The following is a 21,185-nucleotide window of genomic DNA, read 5'->3' on the forward strand; positions in this document are numbered from 1 at the left end:
AGCATATATTATTTTTCTAACTTCTAGATTTTATAGGTCGTTTTTTAATAACTCACATAAGTAATCTTTGAAATCATTCTGCAAGTCCTCTCTTCTTAAAGCAAATTCTATTGTAGCTTTCAAAAATCCCAATTTATTTCCAACATCATATCTAATACCCTTAAATATATAGGCATACATAGCCTGCTTTATGGATAGTTCCTTTAAAGCATCGGTCAGCTGTATTTCGCCCCCTGCCCCAGGCTTAGTATTATCAAGAATATCAAATATTTCCGGTGTAATAATATATCTACCCAAAATAGCAATATTTGAAGGTGCTTCCTCTTCAAGGGGTTTTTCAACTAAATTTTTAATCTTATAAACATCATTTTCAATAAACTTTCCATCAATTATACCATATTTGCTCACATCCTTACTAGCAACCGTCTGAACTCCTAGTATAGATGTCTTATATTCATCGTATATATTTATTAACTGTTTCAAGCAGGGATATTGATTATAAACTATATCATCTCCAAGTAATACTGCAAATGGTTCATTTCCCACAAAACTTCTTGCACAATTGATTGCATGGCCTAAGCCTTTAGGCTCTTTTTGTCTAATGTAATGTATATTAACCATATTTGAAATGTCCTTTATCTGAGAAAGTAGTTGATTTTTTCCCTTCTTTTCTAAGGTCATCTCTAATTCAATTGACCTGTCAAAATGATCTTCTATTGCTCTTTTATTACGCCCTGTAATTATTAGTATTTCCTCTATTCCAGATTCTACGGCTTCTTCAATAATATATTGAATGGTTGGTTTGTCAACAATTGGAAGCATTTCTTTAGGTTGTGCCTTTGTAGCTGGCAGAAACCTTGTTCCCAATCCAGCCGCTGGTATTATAGCCTTTCTTACTTTCATAAATGGTGCCTCCTTAAATAATTAGATATATATTATATTCTACGTATTGATCCAATATTAAGAATTACATCTCATTTGAAACTAGAACACAAATTTTTCCATTGCTCTACAATTATATTATACTTTGATTACTGTCCAACTTCAACATATACAAGTGGCCTTACATTAATTACATTTCATATTATTTTTTTAAAAATCACTTCTATCCTTGTTGCTCTTTACAGATATATTGTCAAAGCGAAGAGGAATTTGTCTATTTTTGTAGAATATTATACATTGCTGTATTATTAACATAAATTGCCTAATGTTCATAAATATATATTTTCTAAATACAACAGAAAATATGTCAAAGCAAAGGGCACATATAACTAGCAGATGTTGTAATATTTGTACTAAAAATTTTACTAAAAGGAGAGAATGTAATGAACCAAAATCAATTTATTATTTTCAAACTGAAGGATGGGCAGTCTAAGGACAAGGAGGTCATACAATGTTCAAATTTAAAAGCTTAAAAACAAAACTTATAACAATGATTGGACTTGCTGTTCTGATTTCTTTTATAACCACAATTTTCTTTGTAACAATTAAGTCAAATAATATGGCAAGAGAATCCTCCTTTAAACAAACTGAGCAGCTAGCACAAAATTATGGAAATCATGTCAAAGCAGAAATTGAAGTTAGTATGAACAGCGCAAGAACTCTAGCTCAAACATTTGAAAGCTTAAAAAATGCAGAAAAGATAGATAGGGAAGGTTTAAATCTTATATTGAAAAATGTACTAGAAAAAAACCCAGACTTCCTTGCGGTTTGGTCATGTTGGGAACCAAATGCTTTAGATGGAAAGGACAGCGAATTAATAAATACAACTGGCTCGAATGAATTAGGAAGATTTTTACCCTATTGGGTTAGAGATAATGGAAAAATTATAGTAACCCCCCTTGTGGATGTTGAAACAAGCGAGTTCTATAAAATAGCTAAAGATACAAATGAAGAAGTAATTACAAATCCATACTACTATAATGTAGGAGGAAAAGATATATTAATGACAAGTTTAGTTGTTCCCATAATGGATGATGGTAAGTTTTTAGGTGTAGCCGGAATAGATATTTCACTAGAAACCTTTCAAAAAATGGTTTCTCAAATAAAACCCTTTGAAACAGGATATACTTCACTTATTGCATATAACGGTGTTTATGTTGGACATAAAGATTTAGATCATATAGGAAAAGATATGGGAAATACAACGGAACGAATAGAAGCTAAAAAAGCCATAAAAGAAAGTGAATCATATGAAACCATAACTATATCCAATTCCACAAAGGAAAAAGTTTATAGATACTATACTCCCATACATATTGGAAAAACTAAAACCCCCTGGTCTTTTGCTGTAAGTGTTCCAATGAACAAAATCCTAGAGCAGGCAAATAAGATTAGAAATTTTTCACTGCTATTTGGATTCATTTCTATAATCATTGTCCTCAGCATTTTATATTTTACCGCCAGCAATATAGTTAATCCAATCCATAAAACAATAGATATGCTTAAGGATATTGCACAAGGAGAAGGAGATTTGACAAGACGACTGGATATATATGCAGATGATGAAATAGGAGAACTTTCAAAATGGTTTAATTTATTTATACAAAAGATTCAGAAATTAGTTGCACAGGTAAAAAGAAATGCAGAGGCTTTAGCCGAATCATCTCATCAGATATCCTTGGGCATGGAACAAGCAAATAAGGGAGTAGAAGAACTGGCAAATGGTATATCAAATGTATCCGATAGCTCTCAAAACAATGCAAGTGTCGTTGAAGAAACGACTGCTAGTATCGAGGAACTAGCAGATAGTACAGATGTTGTTTCAAAGGAATCGAAAAATACATTTTCAAGCAGTCAATATATTTTAGAAGCTGCAAATATTGGTGAAAAAAATATACTAGAGGTCGTAAATGTAAATAACAGTGTAAAGGAATCAACAAATGAAGTTTATAATTCTATTAAGCAACTTAAAAATACATCGGATAAAATTGGAGAAATTGTATCCATAATAACAAATATATCAGAACAAACCAATCTTTTGGCATTAAATGCAGCTATTGAAGCGGCTAGAGCAGGTGATCATGGGAAAGGTTTTGCAGTAGTAGCCGACGAAGTTCGAAAATTAGCAGAGGAAAGTAAAAAATCAGCATTATCTATTACTTCATTAATATCCGAAATTCAAAATAAATCAGAAAGTGCAAATACATCAATTGTACAGGGGCAAAAACTAGTAGAAATGAGTGTAGAAAAATCAAATACCACAAATGAGCAATTTAAAAATATTTTGGGATCCATAAAAGAAATCAATAAAAAAATAGAAATTATATCCAATTCATCAATACAACAGTCACAGGTTGCTGAAGAGATGACGAAGGCAATGGATGAGATATCATCATCTACTCAGAATAATGCAAGCACAATACAGCAAATTAATAGCGTTATAGAACATCAAGCTAGTTCATTTGAGCAAATTGGATCAAGTATGGAAGAATTAAGTAATATGGCAATGGAATTGAAAAATCAAACTAATCAATTTAAAGTAGATTAATCAAAAAAACAGCCTCCTCATCACTTGGAGGTTGTTTTTTGTTATAAAATTGTCATTTCAAAAAATTTAATAGTGTTGGTGATATGTCTTAATAGATTATATATAGCTGATTATTTCCTATAAATATGGCTATATAATTTACTCTGATATATATTTGCTAACCCCCATGGGTTTACTTCTACCACAAATTTCTAAGAACCTTTATAAATCTAATGCATAAACTAATATTGTAAGTTCTATATATTTATGATTACTTGTATTGTCATATATAGATACTAGGTAACAATGATTTATGTCTTTAAGGAGATGAATGTTAATGGCTTACTCAGATAGAGAACTATTAGCAAGGGTTATTAAATGCGAGGCTGGTGGTGAAGGAGATAATGGATTGCATAACACATCATACCACCTATAAAAAAGAAAGAGTTTAACTTTCTTCAACTCCTTCTTTTTTTGCCTCTAACTCTCTTAAAAGCTGGTTAAGTATTTTATTTAGTTCTTTTTTAAATTCCTCCTCTGTCATTTGTCCTGTATATATTATTTCTACAGCCAAAGGTATTCCTCCTTTGGTAATATATATGAGTTATATAAATTGTCCTATAATAAAAAAATGGAGAGCCTTTGAAATTCTCCAATAGGCTATCCTTTAGTTATAAATCTTTATCAATCATATCAAATTGGATTGTCAATTTTTTATGTTATAATCTTTCTCCCACCATAAAATACTTTATAGCTACCTCTAAAAATTCCAATTGCAAAATTAACCAGTTCCTTAACTTCTTGATCATTTAAATTATCCACTTTTTTGATATTTGATGAATGATTCTTTCCCATACATTGTGTTATTTTAAATTTTTTACTTATAATTTTATATTATCAATATTTGCAATAAAATTTTTAGAAATCGACATACTTTACTAAAATTTTGCATATTAAATTTAGTATAATTAGTGGTATTAAAACTTAATGATAAGGAGATGAGTTTTTTGAAAAAAATACTTAAATGGATAGGCATTGTTTTTGTTGCCTTAATAATCATTGGCTCCATAGCAGGAGGAAACAACGACAAAAATACGGAACAAACAAAACAACCAGATGCAACTCAAGAAACTTCAAGTTCTGAAAACACAGAAAAGGTTACACAAGAAAATCCTAAGGAAAAAGAAGAAACTGAGCCAGAGGAAAAGTTCACAAAGTATAAATCAGGTAATTATAAAGTTGGAACAGATCTACCTGCAGGAGAATACAAGCTATTTACTAAAACGATGGCATATTATGAAGTCACTAAAGATAGTAGTGGGAACTTTGATAGCATAATCTGTAACGATAATTTTTCAAATTTCTCATATATAAAAGTTGAAGATGGCCAATATTTAAAATTGCAAAGTTGTTTTGCTGTACCTGCTGCAGAAGCCCCAGCATATGAACCTACCAACGGTAAATATATGCCTGGTAAATATAAAGTGGGTTTTGATATACCAGCTGGTGAATATAAAGTGGTTTCAGATGGTACAATGGCCTATATTGAAGTTTCTAGTAATTGTTTAGGTACAATGGATTCCATAATATCAAATGACAATTTCGAAAATAGCAAATACATAACTATTAATGATGGTAATTATTTTAAAATGCAAGGATGTTATATAGATCAATAATTTTATTCGGTCTCGACAAACTTTGTCAATATATTACACGGATAATCTGGTATTATAGTTATGTATTTACATACAGATGATGAAAGGAGGGCTCAAATTGGAAAGTAATATTAAAACTGCTGATTCATATTTTGATGGTGGTCTTTTGGGACTAATTGGAACTAATTTATTAGGTTATATCGTAACAGCTTTCACTCTTGGAATCTGTTTTCCTTGGTCTGTAGTTATGAAAGAAAGATGGATTGCAGAGCATACTGTTGTCGGGGGTAAAAGACTTAGATTTACGGGTACTGCTATGGGACTATTTGGTCAATGGATAAAAATCCTATTATTATGCATAATTACATTAGGCATATATGGTTTCTGGGCAAATTTAGCTATTAAGAAATGGGTTGTGCAACATACAAAATTCGCTTAATAGAAAATAAAAGCTGCTGGACATAGCAGCTTTTATTTTTTTACAGAAAAGTCTATAATTGTATTAACAATAACTTAAACGGGTGATAGAAATGAATGTATGTATTTACCTAAGGAAATCCAGAGCTGAGGAAAAAATGTCTGTAGAGGAAGTTCTGAATAGGCATAGGACTACCCTTTTAGCTTATGCTCAAAATGAAAATTATAGTATAGTTGATATTAAAGAAGAAATCGTAAGTGGTGAGTCTATCACTAGACGACCTAAGATGCTTGAGCTGCTACAGGAGGTTGAGAATGGTAAGTATGATGCGGTACTAGTTATGGATATAGATAGGCTTGGAAGGGGTAACATGAGAGAACAGGGTCTTATATTAGAAACCTTTAAAGAATTTGATACTAAGATTATTACTCCCAGAAAAATATATGACCTAACGGATGAATTCGATGAAGAGTTTTCTGAGTTCGAAGCCTTTATGGCTCGCAGGGAACTAAAGATTATTAAGAAGCGTCTACAACGGGGAAGACTTAAAAGCATTGAGGAAGGTAACTATATATCCCCTTATGCTCCCTATGGATATGATAAAAAGGATAGAACCTTAATAATAAATAAGGAAGAAGCCCCTGTCATTAAATTGATATTCGATCTATATGTCAATAAGGGATATGGAGATACGAAAATAGCTAAGTATTTACAAGATAGAAATATACTTAATAAGAATAAAAATACTTCCTGGGAAAAAACTACTATAAGAAATATCATTAAAAACCCTGTTTATATTGGCATGGTCACATGGAATAAAAGAATATATAGATACCAAGATAACGGGAAAAGAACAAGTATATCTAGGGACAAAGAAGAGTGGAGGATTTATAATGGTAAGCACAGTCCCATTATATCTGAAGATATATTCAACAAGGCTCAATTATTATCTAAGGATAGATACGTCCCCCATCTACATAGTAATAGAAGGTTGAGAAATCCTTTATCTAATCTTGTTAGATGCGGTGCCTGTGGTGCTACAATGACCACAAGAACAGCTAAAGGAAAAAAGGATAGCTTAAGATGCTATAAACATTGTGGCGGTGTTAAATCAAGCTATATATATTTAGTTGAAGAAAAAGTTTTAGACATTTTACTTAAGGAATTTAATAAAATTAAATTTGAATTTGAACATGAAGAAAAAAAACTGAATAATATAGAAATTGAAGTTTTAAAAGGCTCCATTAAGGCGAAGAATAAAGAAATTAATAAACTTAAGAAACAAAAGGAAAAGCTATATGACTTACTAGAGCAAGGGATATACCATAACAGTACTTTTTTAGATAGAATGGATACTATAACCAAAAAAATTGATGTAGCAAATAATGAAATAGAAAGGCTTGACAAGCAATTATTTAACCTCAATACTGATATTGATAAGGCAAATAATAAAATCCCATATATTAATAATTCCATTAAGTTCATTGAGGAAACCTATCACAGCCTTGATGCTGAACAAAAAAATAGATTTCTGAAAACCTTCATTGAAAAAATCATATATTTTAAAGACAAAGATGCTGGTAAAAATGACTTTGACTTAAAAGTCATCATGAAAATATAAACTTCCTATAGGCTGAACCCCTTGGAAATACTATGGTGGTATGATGCGTCTGTCAATGGAATGAAAGGCGTTGCCACGGTCGTGATGAATAGAGTGCGGGTTCCATATGGAGAGTATCAGAGAGTAGGTCAAGGAGATATTAGAAAGGTAATATATCAAAAAGGCCAATTTGACTGTGTACGTTCGGTGATCGGCGGTGTAGCGAACCCCCAAACAATATGGGCTAGCCCCCCTGAACAGATACATTATGATATAGCTGACTGGGCATTATCGGGAAATCGACTATTTACAATTGGCTACTCTCTGTGGTACTTTAATCCTTTTAAGCCAACATGCCCATATGCTTTCCCTCGTAATGGAACCGGAAGCTTCCAAGTAAGAGTAGGAGATCATTGCTTCTATAATCCTACTGAAAAATATGCTCAAACTTAAAAGTACAAATAGTCTGATGACGCATTAATAGTTATAAGTCCAATCTTTAGCATAGTCTTATGGAGCTTCCAATTAGGATCTTAATTTATATATATCAAAAATTCCCAAAACCATTGGATATTTCTATATGCATAAATTAAGACTTACTTAGAACTCTCTATAATTGGACTTAAAAAGAAATAACTTTAAATATATGTGATTTAGGGAGGTTTCAAATTAATGTTTCCAAATTATTTTTTTAGAATGCCTATGCATGGTATGATGAATAATCCTATAGGGGAAAATACCATGATGGGTTTACCCCCAGAAGAAGAAGCTGTTCAAGCTCAAGCTACACGTACTACTGGATTTGGCACTGGCTCACCTGATTTTGAATTTGAAGCTGGTCCACCTGTACAAGATGATATTAACTATACACAAGGTTATTTAAGAACTAAAATAGGTGAATATGTGAAAATTGAATTCCTAATTGGTACTAACCTATTCATCGATAAAGAGGGTATCTTAAAGGATGTTGGTATTAGCTATGTTGTTATAGAAGAAGCAGGCACAGGTGACGATTTAATGGCCGATATATATTCAATCAAATTCGTATCAATTATAGATGACCGAAATTAAATACACACTTACAACAAAACTGCCAGCACTATGTTATGCGCTGGCAGTTTTGTTAATCATTTAATCCAATAAATTTTTTTTCCCTACTCAAAACACCCCTTGAATAACTAGTTGAATAGGTCTTATGTTTTTGGTAATAGGCCTTTAAATTATACGGGCCCCTATTATATTCAGACAGAATTCTATCATAATTTTCTCCATAGGCTTCTTTTAAGATACTTAAATAAACTACACCCAAACCGATATTATATACTGGCTCAAATATACGCTGGGGATCATATTCAAATCCCAGTTTATATCCATATTTCTCCACCAACCACTTTTCTGTTGATGGTATAATCTGCATATATCCCCTATCCTTATGGGCTCCAACCTCAAATTTATTAAAGTTGCTCTCCAGTTTAATAACTGCTAAAATCAATGAAGGTTGTATATTAAACTTTTTTGAATAGGCCATAACTATAGCCGCCGATTGAAAATCTAGGGGAGTCTTCTCTACTATCTCCCCAATCTGTTTTGAGTCATGGGTTATATTCACACCTATTTGCTTTTGTATTTTTTCTAGCTCATCTAAAACCCCTTGATTATCCTGAAGCTCTTTTAGTAATTTTTCCATATCATCAATCTTTTTATCAATTTCAGCGGATAAAATAGAATATTCTTCCTTTAAGCCCTCTGTCTTAGCAATATTCACATTAGAATTATCTTTTATTGAATACTGTGCATAGCTAATGTATAAAGTATTTATAATTATACCTATTAATACAATTATATTAAGCATTCTTTTACTCTTTACTTTCATTTCATTCACTCCTTTCCTTTCGGCTATGAAAATATTATTTCACTATACCCTTATTTTTTAGTAACCTTTATCCTATAAATTTATTACATCCAATAATCTCCAAAATAAAAAACACCAATAGTCAAAACAACTCTTAGTGTTCTCGAAAAAAGATTATAATACATTTATAGTTTTTTTGCAACATATTCCATAAAATTTAGTTATATTTTCCTCTAAAAAATCATTTACAACTGCCTTAAACCCATGTAAAATCTAATGTTTACCAACAATAAATATATTTTTATAAATATTTTTTATAATTTTTTAATAATTAAACTATAATAAATCCATAGGGCACTATTTACTTTACAATCTTTTCATAGTATTATATATTTTTATAGTGAAATTCAATTTATACATGGGCAAATTGAAGGTTGGTTTAGATTATGAATATTAATAAACTAATAAAAAAGATTCTACTATTACTTTTTTTACCGATTGGAATAATTATATCTTTTTTTGCTTCCAAATCACCTAACATAATTGAAAGCATATATTCAAACAATATATATAGATTTATATCACAGTCCATCAGTTTGGTAACAAGTATTTTGCCATTTTCCGTTGGAGAATTTCTATGCTATTTTATTATTTTATTTTTTGTTCTGTTGTTATTTAAAACAATTTTGAAAACCATTAGAACCCCTAAGGGGAAAAAACATATTATTATGGATTTCATATTAAATACTTTAGCATTCATCAGTATAGGTTATTTTATCTTTATAACGATTTGGGGACTTAATTATCATCGCCTACCCTTTTCAGATATTTCGGGATTAGATACAAAACCTACTTCCATAGATGAACTAGTTATGCTTTGTGATGATCTCATAGATCATGGCAATGAACTAAGGAGTAAAATTCAAAAAGATTCATCTGGGGTGATGAATCTATCCTATAATAATGCTACTGCCTTTGCTAATGCTTCATTAGGATATGAAAAAGCTTCAAATATCTATCCAGAACTTGGTGGTAATTACGGTCAACCTAAAGGAGTAACTTTGTCTAAAGGTATGTCTATGGCTGGCATATCGGGAATGTATTTTCCATTTACCTGTGAAGCAAATGTTAATATAGAAATACCCGATTCCATGATTCCCTGTACGGCATCCCATGAAATGGCCCATCAACGGGGTTTTGCTAGGGAAGATGAAGCTAACTTCATAGCATATTTAACCTGCAATATGCATCCCGATGTTCAATTTCAATACTCTGGTACCCTCTTGGCTTTGATTCACTCAATGAATACCCTTTATAAATATGATAAGGAGAAATATCTAGAACTTCATAAAAAGTATGATAAAGGTATGCTTAAGGATTTACTGTTTATAAATGAATTCTGGCAATCCTACGAAGGTCCTGTAGAAAAGGCATCTAGTAAACTTAATAATGCATATCTTAAATCCAATTATCAAGATGACGGTATACAAAGCTATGGCAGGATGGTAGATCTATTATTAGCACATTATAGAGAAAAAAACAAAAGCAATTAAAACATTTTTATCTTTTTCTAGTATCTTTTATCCATGGGGATATACTTACTATCCATATCTATATTTGCATATGCCGGTCTAAGTATCTTTTTATCACTGACAATTTGTTCGATTCGATGGGCACACCATCCTGGTAATCTAGCGGCTGCAAAAATAGGTGTATAAAGCTCCTTGGGAATATTTAACATGTCATAGACAAAGCCCGAATACAAATCTACATTAGCACATATTAGTGAATTCTCGCCCTTTATCTCCTTAAATATTTCGATAGTCATTTCTTCAATATTTTTGTATAGATTAAACTCATCTATTGCATCCTTTTCAATGGCAAGCTCTAAAGCTTTATCCTTTAATAGTACAGCTCTAGGATCTGATTTAGTATATACAGCATGGCCCATACCATAAATTAGACCTTCCCTATTGTAAGCTTCTTTTCTTAATATTTTCAGTAGATAATCTTTAATTATACTCTTATCCTTCCAATTTGAAACATTTTCTTTAATATCCTGTATCATTTCTCTGACCCTAATATTTGCTCCCCCATGTTTAGGCCCCTTTAAAGCTCCTACCGCTGCTGCAATAGCAGAATAGGTGTCCGTTCCAGAAGAAGAAACAACATGGGTAGCGAAGGCTGAATTGTTTCCTCCACCATGCTCTGCATGTATCACAAGACATAAATCCAAAATTTCTGCTTCAGTTTTAGTATAGCTGTTATCCGGTCTTATCATAAATAGAATATTTTCCGCTGTTCCCATGCCTTTTTGAGGACAATGTATAAATAAACTTTTATCGTCAAAGTAATGAGCTTTTGCCTGATACCCATAGGATATTATGGTTGGAAATCTAGCAATGAGCCTTATACTTTGCATTAAAATATTTTTTACACTAATACCATCTGGATTGTCATCGTGGGAATACAAGACTAAAACACTTCTTTGGAGCTTATTCATAATATCCTTGCTCGGAATCTTAAGGATCATATTTTCTGTAAAGCTTGTAGGGAGCTTTCTCCACTGATCTAATAGATCATTAAATTCATTAAGCCTTTCTCTAGTTGGTAGCTCCCCAAATAAAAGAAGATATGCACATTCTTCAAAACCATATCGCCTTTGCTTTTGAAATCCATTTACTATATCGGTAAGCTTCATTCCTCTATATAATAGTTCTCCATCTGTGGGTATTTTTTCATTGTTTTGAAACGTATATCCTTGAATATGGCCGACCTTAGTAAGTCCTACCTTTACACCTGTACCATTACTATTTCTTAATCCTCTTTTTATGTTAAACATATTATATATTTCAGGTTTGATGAAGTTATTTTTCTCAGCTATAATTGATAGTTCCTCTAACAATTTTGCGGAGGAATTCTTAGACAATTTTTTTACCCCCTTATCTAGGACAAAAGCGTCCAATGCCGCTTTTGTAGTTCTAAGCTCTAAGTTCCAGATCCTAAGTCCTAGGATCATTTTAGCCCATCAGTTTTTCTATTATTGCTTTAGTCATATCCTTAGTTGATGCTAATCCTCCTAAATCTCGTGTTACATATACCCCTTCTTCAATGGTCTTATTAACTGCCTTAACTATTAACTGTGACTTTCTATTTTCCCCTAAATATTTTAACATCATTGCCCCGGATAATATTACTGCAGTTGGATTTGCAATGTTTTTTCCTGCAATATCTGTGGCACTTCCATGAACTGCTTCAAATATTGCCATATTCTTGCCTATATTGGCACCGGGTACGAGTCCAAGTCCCCCTACGAGGCCAGAGCATAAATCAGATAGAATATCTCCATATAGGTTTGTAGTTACAATTATCTCATACTTTGATGGATTCATTACTAATTGCATACACATATTATCAACTATAACTTCCTGTAGTTGTATGTCAGGATAATTTTTTGCAATCTCCCTTGCACAATTTAAGAATAACCCATCCGTAAGCTTCATTATATTAGCCTTATGAACTACAGCTACCTTCTTCTTATTATTTTTCTTTGCATATTTAAAAGCTTCATTGATAATTCTTTGGGAGGATTTTCTCGTAATAATCTTTATAGCTTCTGCTGCATCTTTACTGGTCATCCTTTCTATACCGCTATAAAGTCCCTCAGTATTTTCTCTGAATATAACTAAATCTATTTCTTCAAAGGGAGTCTTGATACCATTAATGTTTTTAACTGGTCTAACATTAGCAAATAAATCATACTTTTTTCTGAGCAATACATTTATACTTCTGAAGCCTGACCCAATTGGAGTTGTGATAGGGCCCTTAAGGACTACTTTGTTTTTTTCTATGCTTTCAAATACCTCATCTGGAATAAGAACTCCCTTTTTTGAATATACATCGGATCCTGCATTGACAATATCCCATTTTACATCTACGCCTACTGCATCAATAATTTTTTTCGTAGAATCCACTACTTCTGGTCCTATTCCATCCCCGGGTATAAGGGTCACATCATACATTTTCTCATCTCCCCCATCAATCCTTTAATTTCTTTGCAAAATTTAAATATCCACCGTGCTTTAATAGCTCTATATCCCTATCTGAACCCTCAAAGATTAACTGGACAGTAATGTTTTTTGTTTTATTATATAAAATTATCTCCAAACCATTTTCTAGAGACTCAATTATATTCTTCAATACTATCTCATCAAATTCATCTATAACATCATAATCTTCCTTATTTTTAAATACTAAAGGCAATATCCCTGTATTTATTAAATTCGCTTTATGAATTCTAGCGAAGGACTTGGCAATCACACCTTTTATCCCCAGATAAAGTGGAACCAGTGCTGCATGTTCTCTACTAGAACCCTGTCCATAATTTTCTCCACCTATTATAAAACCACCATTATTTTTTTTACATCTAAGATGAAAATCATCAACAATTGTTCCAAAACAATACTTAGATAATTCAGGTATATTCGACCTGTAGGGTAAAAGCTTAGCATTAGATGGCATAATGTCATCGGTGGTCACATTATCCCCAGTTTTTAGTAATATCCCTCCATTTAAACTAGTTATCAAAGATTCATTTATTGGAAAAGCTTTAATATTTGGTCCCATCCTCACCTTTAATCCCTCTCTATTTTCTGGAGGACATACAAAATAATTTTCATAGACATCAAAGCTTTTCGGTATTTCAACATTAAGCATCTTTCCAAAGGCAGATAAATCCTTTAAGTATCCCGTAATAGCCGAAACAGCTGCTGTTTCAGGACTAACCAGATATACATCTGCATCTTTAGTTCCACATCTTCCTTTGAAATTTCTATTAAAGGTTCTAAGTGAAACAGCCCCTGTTTTTGGAGCCTGCCCCATTCCTATACAAGGTCCACATGCAGCTTCAAGAATCCTTGCCCCAGCTGAAATTAGGTCTCCTAATGCCCCGTTATCGGACATCATTCTCAATATATTGCTTGAGCCCGGTGAAATAACTAGACTCACATCCGGGTGAACCTTCTTGCCCTTTAATATTTTTGCTACCTTCATCAAATCGGTATAGGAAGAATTAGTACAGCTTCCTATTGCAACTTGGTCTATCTTTAGATTCTTTACATTCTTGACATAGTCAACATTGTCAGGACTGTGGGGTAATGCTACCATAGGCTCTATATCACTTAAATTGATTTTTATACTTTCATCGTAATATGCTCCATCATCCGCTGAGAAATATCTGAAGTCCTTTTCTCTCCCCTGTCTAGCTAAAAAATCCTTCGTGGTTTCATCACTAGGGAAAATAGATGTGGTAGCTCCAAACTCTGCTCCCATATTAGTTATTGTTGCTCTATCAGTAACAGACAGTTCTTTAACTCCTTCACCAGAATATTCCACTATATATCCAACTCCACCCTTTACCCTTAATTCCTTTAAAATAAATAAAATTACATCCTTAGCCGAAACCCAGTGCCCCAATTTGCCTACTAACTCTATATTAAGGACCTTTGGAACCTTTAAATAATAATATCCCTTTGCCATAGCTACTGCTACATCCAAGCCTCCGGAGCCAATACTCAGCATACCAAGCCCTCCACCCGTAGGAGTATGACTATCGGACCCTATTAATACATCTCCAGGTTTACCAAATCTCTCTAAGTGTATTTGATGACAAATCCCATTTCCCGGCTTAGAATATATAATCCCATATTTTTCAGCTGCTGATTTAATAAAATCATGATCATCGGCATTTTCGAATCCCGCTTGAAGAGTATTATGATCTATATAGGCTACGGATAAATCCGTTTTAATATCTTTTATTTCCATTGCTTCTAATTGTAAATATACCATTGTCCCCGTGGAATCCTGTGTAAGTGTCTGATTTACCTTTATAGATATTTCATTTCCTTGTCTCACAATTCCCGATAATAAATTCTTGTCAAGAATCTTATAGGCTAAGCTTTTTTTCATATAAATCCCCCATTCAAATAGTCCCTAAAAATTTATTACTTTTTCGTAATGTATTATTGTATACGATTATACTTGCATAATTATTCCTTGTCAAGGAAATTTTCTATAGAATTTTATTGAGAATTTATCTTCTTATAGGGATTCTAGTATAGACTTTAACTTATACTATGAAAATCCTATATTTATGGTCAACTCAAAAACTTAAAAGACTCTGATCAAGGTTATCCCCAATCAGAGTCTACATTAAAGGTCTTGGCTATTAAGCCGTCTCGAAATTATAACAAGTATCATCAATATTTTATCATATCAATTTAATACAGCTTTATGTATTTAGGAAGTCCATTATCTAGTATAGGCTTTGGCGAACCCATTACTAAAGGAGTTATATACTCGATTCCTTCCCTTGTTATATTATTCTTTTCATCATTAATCCATTCAGCAGGAAAATACTTAATATTATTAGCCACTTTTGATGCTTCAACTTTACATGTCTTCATTTGATAAGGTTTATTTTGAACCCTTTCAATTCCGACCATAAATCCACTATCTCCTTCAATGGAATATTTCAAGGCTGCTTTACCAACCTCATATGCTTCTTCAACATCGGTTTCAGATATACAATGCATAGCACATCTTTGAGCAACTCCTAGTTCTAATACCTTAACTCTATTGGTAATACCTTTATTAATTAATAGACCTTTTAAATAACTACCCACGCCCCCTAACTGAACATGGGAAAAAGTATCATGTTTATTTGAAGACTTAGTATCAAAAATATAGCTTCCCCTTTCATCCTTTAATCCTTCCGATGCCACAATGAAAACTTTATTATTTTCATTAAATCTTTTCTCAACATCCTGTAAAAACTTTTCATTGGAGAATGGTACTTCCGGTAAATATATGAAATCCACAACGGATTCTCCATTCAATTTAGCAAGAGCCCCACTTGCCGCTAACCAACCGGTATCTCTTCCCATTGTCTCCATAATAAATATACCATTGTTAGTATAAACACTTGCATCCAAATAGGTTTCCAGTGCCGTTGTGGCTATAAATTTTGCGGCACTGCCGTAGCCGGGTGTATGGTCAGTGCTAAATAAATCATTATCTATTGTTTTAGGAATTCCAATTATTTGTTTATCAATTCCCTTTTCTTTGGCATACAAGCTAAGCTTGTTTACTGTATCCATTGAATCATTACCGCCAATATAAAAGAAGCTCTGAATATCCAGCTGATCTAATATTTCAAACAACTTTAGATATTCTTCTTCATTTATAGTAAAATCCTTCATTTTGTATCTACAGGAGCCAAGTCCTGCTGCTGGAGTATATTTCAAGGTTTCTAGATCCCTATCATCAAGCTCTGTTAAATCAATAATTTTATTGTTCAGTATGCCTTCAATACCATTTATACCTCCATATACTTTATCATAGCACTTAGCTTCTCTGTTTCCTCTTACAACACCAACCACGCTACTATTTATCACTGAAGTAGGCCCTCCAGACTGAGCGACTATACAATTTTTCATAACCTATCTCTCCTCAAAAATTAATCTATATTTCTATACCATTATACCCCATATATGACCCAACAAGCTATATTGAACTTCCATAATATAAGTATAATATTGTTAAGCCTTATCAGGGTATAAAAGCTTAAAAATGATCGATTCATAGCAATAGGGGAAAATTTCATCAATAAAAAAAGAGCATATAGCCCTTTTCATTAATCATTTATTCCTTTCTTATATATCCTATAGGTCTTATATTTTATTCCTCCAAATCTCTCTATATCCCTCATCATGACTTCATTATATTCCCAGATAGTAGAACCCTCTCCATATTTGTAGCCTTTGTCCACCGCTGCTCTATAAACATTACGATAAATAGCAGCTGAAACTCCTTTTTTTCTGTACTCTGGAATAACAAAAAGCACAAAAAATCTAGTTCTGCTTATTTTTCTTTTATCAAATAGAAACCGTAAGAATCCAAAGGGAAAAAGTCTTCCATTCATTTTTCTTAATATTTCATTATAGTCTGGAAGTGCCACATTAAATCCAATTGGTCGCCCATCACAGGTACGTGCAATATATATAAGATCTGGATCGGCAACGGGAACAAGCTGATTGGCGATGATTTCTATCTCTTCATCCGTGGGAGGAATAAAATCTTCCCATTCCTTAGGCATAGCATCATCAATTATTTTCTTTATATCTCTCATATCTTTATTGATGTTTTTTAAGTTTAGCTTATCAACTTTAAAATGGTATTTATTCATGGCATATGGTATATATTTTTCGTATCTTTCATCCATTCCATGGCATATATCAACTTTATACCCATAACAATCTAAATACTTTATAAATCCATGATCCTCAAAAAATCTTTTATAATACTCTTTATTATAGGTATTCATCACAAGGGTTGGATCGACGAAGTTATCAATAAGTAGCCCTCTATAATCATCTCCCCCGGGCACCGAAAGGGGCCCAATGATTTTTTCCATTCCCCTCTTCCTTAACCAATCTTCTGCGTATTGGAATAATGCTCTAGCAATGTCATCGTCATCAATACACTCAAATAATGATATATATCCTTCTTTATAGTTCTTCGCATGGTTTAGATGTTCATTTATTCCCACACATAATCTTCCACTAGGAATACCATCCTTATATGCTAGTATTAATGCAAAAGTTCCACTTTTGCTTAGCATATTATTTTCTCCCCTTATTGTTTTTCTAAATTCTGAAATTATAGGAGGTACCCAACAAGAATCTTCTTTATAAATTTTCCATGGTAATTTAATAAATTCATTTTCTTCAGATTTTGTCTCCACCCTTACAATACTAACTCTACCCATCTTATTCCCCCCCCAGCCAATATGTATTATTCCATTTAAAAATACAATGCAATATATATATTTCTATATATAGACATATTTCCCTTTTTTATTTGGCATTTTTGTGAAATCTATTGTAGAATTTATTATTTAAAGGATATAATCCATAATCTAACAAAGGGGTGCCTCAAAATGATGAATCTCTTCGTTATTTGAAGCTTCATTCATTCTGAAACACCCCCGGTGCTGAATCAAAAAATTATCCTTTGAGACAAAACTTCCAGATAGATTTTTCTCAAAAACAACCCTAAAAACCCTTGATTTTATAATAGTCCAATAATATATTAGAAAAAATTTCTAGCGTATTCCACAAGCTTTGATCCCACAAATATCCCAACTATTCCCGCTATACCCGCCAGAGTTGGAGGTGCAGGAAGGGGAAGCTTGCTCAATGAGAATATTGCTCCCGTAACAATACCTACAACCAAAGCTACTATTTCTACTTTCATACCTTCTCCTCCATTATTATTAAAATTTATTCTTAAACAGCTTATTTATGCATGTTTGATTATATTCTTCATAAGAGTTATAAATTTCTCTCTTGCCCTTGCAGAGGTTTCCATGACCTCACTGTGATCTAATGGTTGATCTAGAATACCTGCCGCCATATTGGTCATACAAGAAATACCAATTACATCTATTCCACTATGAATTGCCACAATAACTTCTGGAACAGTAGACATCCCAACTGCATCTGCCCCAAGTGTTCTGACCATCCTAACCTCTGCTGGAGTTTCGTATGTTGGCCCTGTCATACATGCATAAACCCCTTCCTGAAGATGAATATTAAGAGATTTAGCAATTTTCTTTACCTTTGCCCTAAGTACTGGATTATATGCATTAGACATATCCGGGAAACGTGTCCCAAATTCACTTAAGTTTCTCCCTATCAATGGATTATCAAAGGCTAAGTTTAAATGATCTTTAATAAGCATTAAATCTCCAGGACTATATGAAGTATTTACAGCTCCAGCAGCATTTGTAACAATTAATCTCTTTACACCCAATAGCTTCATTACCCTTACTGGAAAAGTAACCTCCTTCATGGGATATCCTTCATAATAATGAAATCGTCCCTGCATTGCTACTACTTTTTTACCCTCTAAGGTCCCTACAACTAATCTTCCCGCATGGCCTTCAACCGTAGATACAGGAAAATGTGGAATCTCATTATAAGGAAAATACGTAGCATCTTCTATTTGATCCCCAATAGCGCCAAGTCCTGATCCTAATATCAAACCAATCTCTGGCTCTATATTAATTTTGCTTAAAATAAACTCTGCCCCATGTTTAATTTTCATTTGTAAATCCATCATTATCACCTTCCAATTTAATATTATCCTTCAATATTGTATAACCAATGATCTATGCAATATTCATATAAATCTTCTTCATTTTGTATGTTTTAAATAAATATTTTGTCCTTTATATATTAAAATCGTCCCCTAGATAAATTAATATCTAAGGGACGAAATAGTTTTCGTGTTATCACCCTTTTATACCACGTATAAACCTGCATTGCACTTATTACCATGGTCATTAAAAAATTATTATTTTTATGGGAGTACTATCTTTCGAGCAAATTGCATAATTACTTTCTATAAAAATCATCTACTATATATAGTTTTAAAATCTCCGAAGCTATACCATATATATTATACAATTCTGCCAAGTCAGAGTTATACAATTTCCTCTTTCTAAAATAGAATATGAAAGCGGTTCCCTCTTTATTTAATATATTAGCTTTTTTTATAATTGTCAATAGAATTTTTTGGTGGCGTGATGCAATCCAATAACTTTTACTTTAATAATAAAATATCCCTCGGGAAAACGTTTGATTTTTCTTAATTTTCTGAAAATACTATTGACATTATGCATCTATATTGTTATAATACAAAACAACTAATAATTATCCCACAAATTTCAAAGAGCGTTAGGAGGAATAATATGTCCAAAAAAATTATGTCCACAAATGAAAAAAACAATAGAGTTATACCAACCATAATGGGCGGACAAGAGACCCTTGCTAAGTTTTCTAAACCTACAACAACACACCTTCAATCTCTTTCTATGAACTTTTGGGGTGAAGGTCGATTTAGTGATGAATTGATATTAGATTTCTATATTTAACAAAGCTCAATATAAGAAAAAAGAATTTCTCAAAAAACTATTCTTTGACTGGACCTAAGGCACAGCCACTTTTACAAGTGAACCTGCTTCTAGGTCCAGTTCACTTTGAAATATATCCCTATTCCCTATGACTTTACCCTAAACTCTCTATACGTTACTTAAGTTAGCAAATTGTATAATTACCATATCAAAAATCTTTTTATATAATCAGAATTTTCTACATTTTTTTAACAGCTTAATGTTTATAATATTTAATTGAGGGGGTGGTGAATATAGATACAACAAAAATTCTTGTGGTAGAAGATGAAGAAGAAATAAAAAATCTGATCAGTATGTATCTGGTTGAAGAAGGATTTCATGTGATATGGGCTTCAAATGGTAAACAAGCCTGTGAGCTTACCATCAAAGAAAATCCTGATCTGATTTTACTGGACATTCTACTACCAGGTCAGGACGGTATTGAGGTATGCTCTCAGTTACGTAGACATACAAACGCTCCTATCATATTTGTTACATGTAAGAAGGAAGATATAGATATGATTCTTGGTCTTAGCATTGGAGGAGATGATTACATAACTAAACCCTTTAGCCCGAGAGTATTGGTGGCACGAGTAAAAGCCCATCTTCGTAGGGGTCATATACAGACAGAAAAGTTAACTACCCAAAAAATTTTACATTATCCAGGACTTTATATAGATATTTCAAGTCGTTCAGTTTTTGTAAATGATATTCAAATTACTCTAACAGCTAAGGAATTCGATATATTAGTACTTTTGGCTAAAAATCCAAATAGAGTATTCTATACCAGCCAAATATTTGAAAAAATATGGAAAACCTATGTATTAGATAGAGATTTTAAAACGGTTATGGTACATATGAGCAATCTACGAAAAAAAATAGAACCGCAGCCTTCTAATCCTAAATATATACTTACTGTTAGAGGAATAGGATACAAATTTAATGGTTTTGCTGAAAGACTATCCAGTTAAGCAAATGGCATAATTACAATTCTCAAAAACTTACTACTACATATAATCTTAAATGGCCTATGGCTATACCCCATTTATTATGCAACTTAGCCAAATTAGAATCATGCAATTTCCTCAATCATAAACTTTTATATAAAAATAATATTCACTTTAGTGGATGACTTAAATCAATATCTATTTGTGCCACTAAGCTTAAATTGTAGGAG

Annotated in this window: 18 protein-coding genes and 2 pseudogenes; 10 read left to right on the forward strand and 10 right to left on the reverse strand. The window is 32.4% G+C overall.

Translation table 11 applies throughout. The features are described 5' to 3' along the window. Window positions 1-30 precede the first annotated feature (30 nt). Window positions 31-903, reverse strand: a complete 873-nt coding sequence (gene galU, locus N4A68_07990) for a UTP--glucose-1-phosphate uridylyltransferase GalU (GenBank protein ID MCT4564251.1) — start codon at window positions 901-903, stop codon at window positions 31-33. A 490-nt stretch (window positions 904-1,393) separates the two neighbouring features. Here galU and N4A68_07995 point away from each other — a divergent pair, with 490 nt between their 5' ends. Then, window positions 1,394-3,490, forward strand: coding sequence for a methyl-accepting chemotaxis protein (locus N4A68_07995; GenBank protein ID MCT4564252.1), 2,097 nt, complete (start codon window positions 1,394-1,396; stop codon window positions 3,488-3,490). A gap of 316 nt (window positions 3,491-3,806) precedes the next feature. Next, window positions 3,807-3,881: pseudogene (locus N4A68_08000) on the forward strand (cell wall hydrolase). Window positions 3,882-3,917: 36 nt separating this feature from the next. Here N4A68_08000 and N4A68_08005 read toward each other — a convergent pair. Beyond that, entirely contained in the window at window positions 3,918-4,043 is a 126-nt protein-coding gene (locus N4A68_08005) for a hypothetical protein (GenBank protein ID MCT4564253.1), read from the reverse strand. Between the two features lie 433 nt (window positions 4,044-4,476). Here N4A68_08005 and N4A68_08010 point away from each other — a divergent pair, with 433 nt between their 5' ends. From N4A68_08010 to N4A68_08030, 5 genes and pseudogenes are all read left to right on the forward strand, one after another. Beyond that, the gene (locus N4A68_08010) at window positions 4,477-5,145 is read left to right on the forward strand and encodes a hypothetical protein (protein ID MCT4564254.1); all 669 of its coding nucleotides are present in this window, start codon (window positions 4,477-4,479) and stop codon (window positions 5,143-5,145) included. Window positions 5,146-5,224: 79 nt separating this feature from the next. Further along, on the forward strand, window positions 5,225-5,563 hold the full coding sequence (locus N4A68_08015; GenBank protein MCT4564255.1) for a YjgN family protein: 339 nt from the start codon (window positions 5,225-5,227) through the stop codon (window positions 5,561-5,563). 91 nt (window positions 5,564-5,654) lie between these two features. Further along, window positions 5,655-7,163: a recombinase family protein gene (locus N4A68_08020; protein MCT4564256.1), complete on the forward strand. Its 1,509-nt coding sequence runs from the start codon at window positions 5,655-5,657 to the stop codon at window positions 7,161-7,163. Window positions 7,164-7,217: 54 nt separating this feature from the next. Further along, window positions 7,218-7,595, forward strand: a pseudogene (locus tag N4A68_08025) (cell wall hydrolase). 219 nt (window positions 7,596-7,814) lie between these two features. Beyond that, on the forward strand, window positions 7,815-8,213 hold the full coding sequence (locus tag N4A68_08030) for a hypothetical protein (protein ID MCT4564257.1): 399 nt from the start codon (window positions 7,815-7,817) through the stop codon (window positions 8,211-8,213). Between the two features lie 52 nt (window positions 8,214-8,265). Here the strand turns inward: N4A68_08030 and N4A68_08035 are convergent, their stop codons facing one another. Beyond that, window positions 8,266-9,015, reverse strand: coding sequence for a transglycosylase SLT domain-containing protein (locus N4A68_08035; protein MCT4564258.1), 750 nt, complete (start codon window positions 9,013-9,015; stop codon window positions 8,266-8,268). Window positions 9,016-9,440: 425 nt separating this feature from the next. On the opposite strand from N4A68_08035, the gene N4A68_08040 reads away from it, so the two are divergent. Further along, entirely contained in the window at window positions 9,441-10,547 is a 1,107-nt protein-coding gene (locus N4A68_08040) for a DUF3810 domain-containing protein (protein MCT4564259.1), read from the forward strand. A 17-nt stretch (window positions 10,548-10,564) separates the two neighbouring features. Here N4A68_08040 and N4A68_08045 read toward each other — a convergent pair whose 3' ends face one another. The 7 genes from N4A68_08045 to N4A68_08075 form a co-directional block, all read right to left on the reverse strand. Beyond that, window positions 10,565-11,923, reverse strand: a complete 1,359-nt coding sequence (locus tag N4A68_08045) for a citrate/2-methylcitrate synthase (protein ID MCT4564260.1) — start codon at window positions 11,921-11,923, stop codon at window positions 10,565-10,567. 91 nt (window positions 11,924-12,014) lie between these two features. After that, the gene (locus N4A68_08050) at window positions 12,015-13,016 is read right to left on the reverse strand and encodes an isocitrate/isopropylmalate family dehydrogenase (GenBank protein ID MCT4564261.1); all 1,002 of its coding nucleotides are present in this window, start codon (window positions 13,014-13,016) and stop codon (window positions 12,015-12,017) included. Between the two features lie 16 nt (window positions 13,017-13,032). Continuing rightward, window positions 13,033-14,961: an aconitate hydratase gene (locus tag N4A68_08055; GenBank protein MCT4564262.1), complete on the reverse strand. Its 1,929-nt coding sequence runs from the start codon at window positions 14,959-14,961 to the stop codon at window positions 13,033-13,035. A gap of 311 nt (window positions 14,962-15,272) precedes the next feature. Beyond that, a complete protein-coding gene (locus tag N4A68_08060; protein MCT4564263.1) occupies window positions 15,273-16,490 on the reverse strand; it encodes a 6-phosphofructokinase in 1,218 nt (405 codons plus the stop codon). A gap of 197 nt (window positions 16,491-16,687) precedes the next feature. Further along, the gene (locus tag N4A68_08065) at window positions 16,688-17,821 is read right to left on the reverse strand and encodes a hypothetical protein (protein MCT4564264.1); all 1,134 of its coding nucleotides are present in this window, start codon (window positions 17,819-17,821) and stop codon (window positions 16,688-16,690) included. Window positions 17,822-18,144: 323 nt separating this feature from the next. Then, the gene (locus N4A68_08070; protein MCT4564265.1) at window positions 18,145-18,309 is read right to left on the reverse strand and encodes a DUF1427 family protein; all 165 of its coding nucleotides are present in this window, start codon (window positions 18,307-18,309) and stop codon (window positions 18,145-18,147) included. A gap of 45 nt (window positions 18,310-18,354) precedes the next feature. Continuing rightward, window positions 18,355-19,173 (reverse strand): purine-nucleoside phosphorylase, encoded by an 819-nt coding sequence (locus N4A68_08075; protein MCT4564266.1) that lies wholly within the window; start codon window positions 19,171-19,173, stop codon window positions 18,355-18,357. 634 nt (window positions 19,174-19,807) lie between these two features. Between N4A68_08075 and N4A68_08080 the strand changes: the two genes are divergently transcribed. Together N4A68_08080 and N4A68_08085 are read left to right on the forward strand one after the other, a co-directional pair. After that, window positions 19,808-19,990 (forward strand): hypothetical protein, encoded by a 183-nt coding sequence (locus tag N4A68_08080; protein MCT4564267.1) that lies wholly within the window; start codon window positions 19,808-19,810, stop codon window positions 19,988-19,990. A 272-nt stretch (window positions 19,991-20,262) separates the two neighbouring features. Further along, window positions 20,263-20,979: a response regulator transcription factor gene (locus tag N4A68_08085; protein ID MCT4564268.1), complete on the forward strand. Its 717-nt coding sequence runs from the start codon at window positions 20,263-20,265 to the stop codon at window positions 20,977-20,979. Window positions 20,980-21,185 lie beyond the last annotated feature (206 nt).

Origin of the sequence: Maledivibacter sp. (assembly GCA_025210375.1) — a bacterium.
GTDB lineage: Bacteria > Bacillota > Clostridia > Peptostreptococcales > Caminicellaceae > JAOASB01.

Excerpts from the sequence above, each read along its gene's own strand:
- N4A68_08075 (MCT4564266.1), bottom strand. The coding sequence starts at position 19,173 with ATGGATTTACAAATGAAAATTAAACATGGGGCAGAGTTTATTTTAAGC.
- N4A68_08015 (MCT4564255.1), top strand. The coding sequence starts at position 5,225 with ATGAAAGGAGGGCTCAAATTGGAAAGTAATATTAAAACTGCTGATTCA.
- N4A68_08020 (MCT4564256.1), top strand. The coding sequence starts at position 5,655 with ATGAATGTATGTATTTACCTAAGGAAATCCAGAGCTGAGGAAAAAATG.
- N4A68_07995 (MCT4564252.1), top strand. The coding sequence starts at position 1,394 with ATGTTCAAATTTAAAAGCTTAAAAACAAAACTTATAACAATGATTGGA.
- N4A68_08070 (MCT4564265.1), bottom strand. The coding sequence starts at position 18,309 with ATGAAAGTAGAAATAGTAGCTTTGGTTGTAGGTATTGTTACGGGAGCA.
- N4A68_08030 (MCT4564257.1), top strand. The coding sequence starts at position 7,815 with ATGTTTCCAAATTATTTTTTTAGAATGCCTATGCATGGTATGATGAAT.
- N4A68_08035 (MCT4564258.1), bottom strand. The coding sequence starts at position 9,015 with ATGAAAGTAAAGAGTAAAAGAATGCTTAATATAATTGTATTAATAGGT.
- N4A68_08065 (MCT4564264.1), bottom strand. The coding sequence starts at position 17,821 with ATGGGTAGAGTTAGTATTGTAAGGGTGGAGACAAAATCTGAAGAAAAT.
- N4A68_08050 (MCT4564261.1), bottom strand. The coding sequence starts at position 13,016 with ATGTATGATGTGACCCTTATACCCGGGGATGGAATAGGACCAGAAGTA.
- N4A68_08040 (MCT4564259.1), top strand. The coding sequence starts at position 9,441 with ATGAATATTAATAAACTAATAAAAAAGATTCTACTATTACTTTTTTTA.
- galU (MCT4564251.1), bottom strand. The coding sequence starts at position 903 with ATGAAAGTAAGAAAGGCTATAATACCAGCGGCTGGATTGGGAACAAGG.
- N4A68_08055 (MCT4564262.1), bottom strand. The coding sequence starts at position 14,961 with ATGAAAAAAAGCTTAGCCTATAAGATTCTTGACAAGAATTTATTATCG.
- N4A68_08060 (MCT4564263.1), bottom strand. The coding sequence starts at position 16,490 with ATGAAAAATTGTATAGTCGCTCAGTCTGGAGGGCCTACTTCAGTGATA.
- N4A68_08080 (MCT4564267.1), top strand. The coding sequence starts at position 19,808 with ATGTCCAAAAAAATTATGTCCACAAATGAAAAAAACAATAGAGTTATA.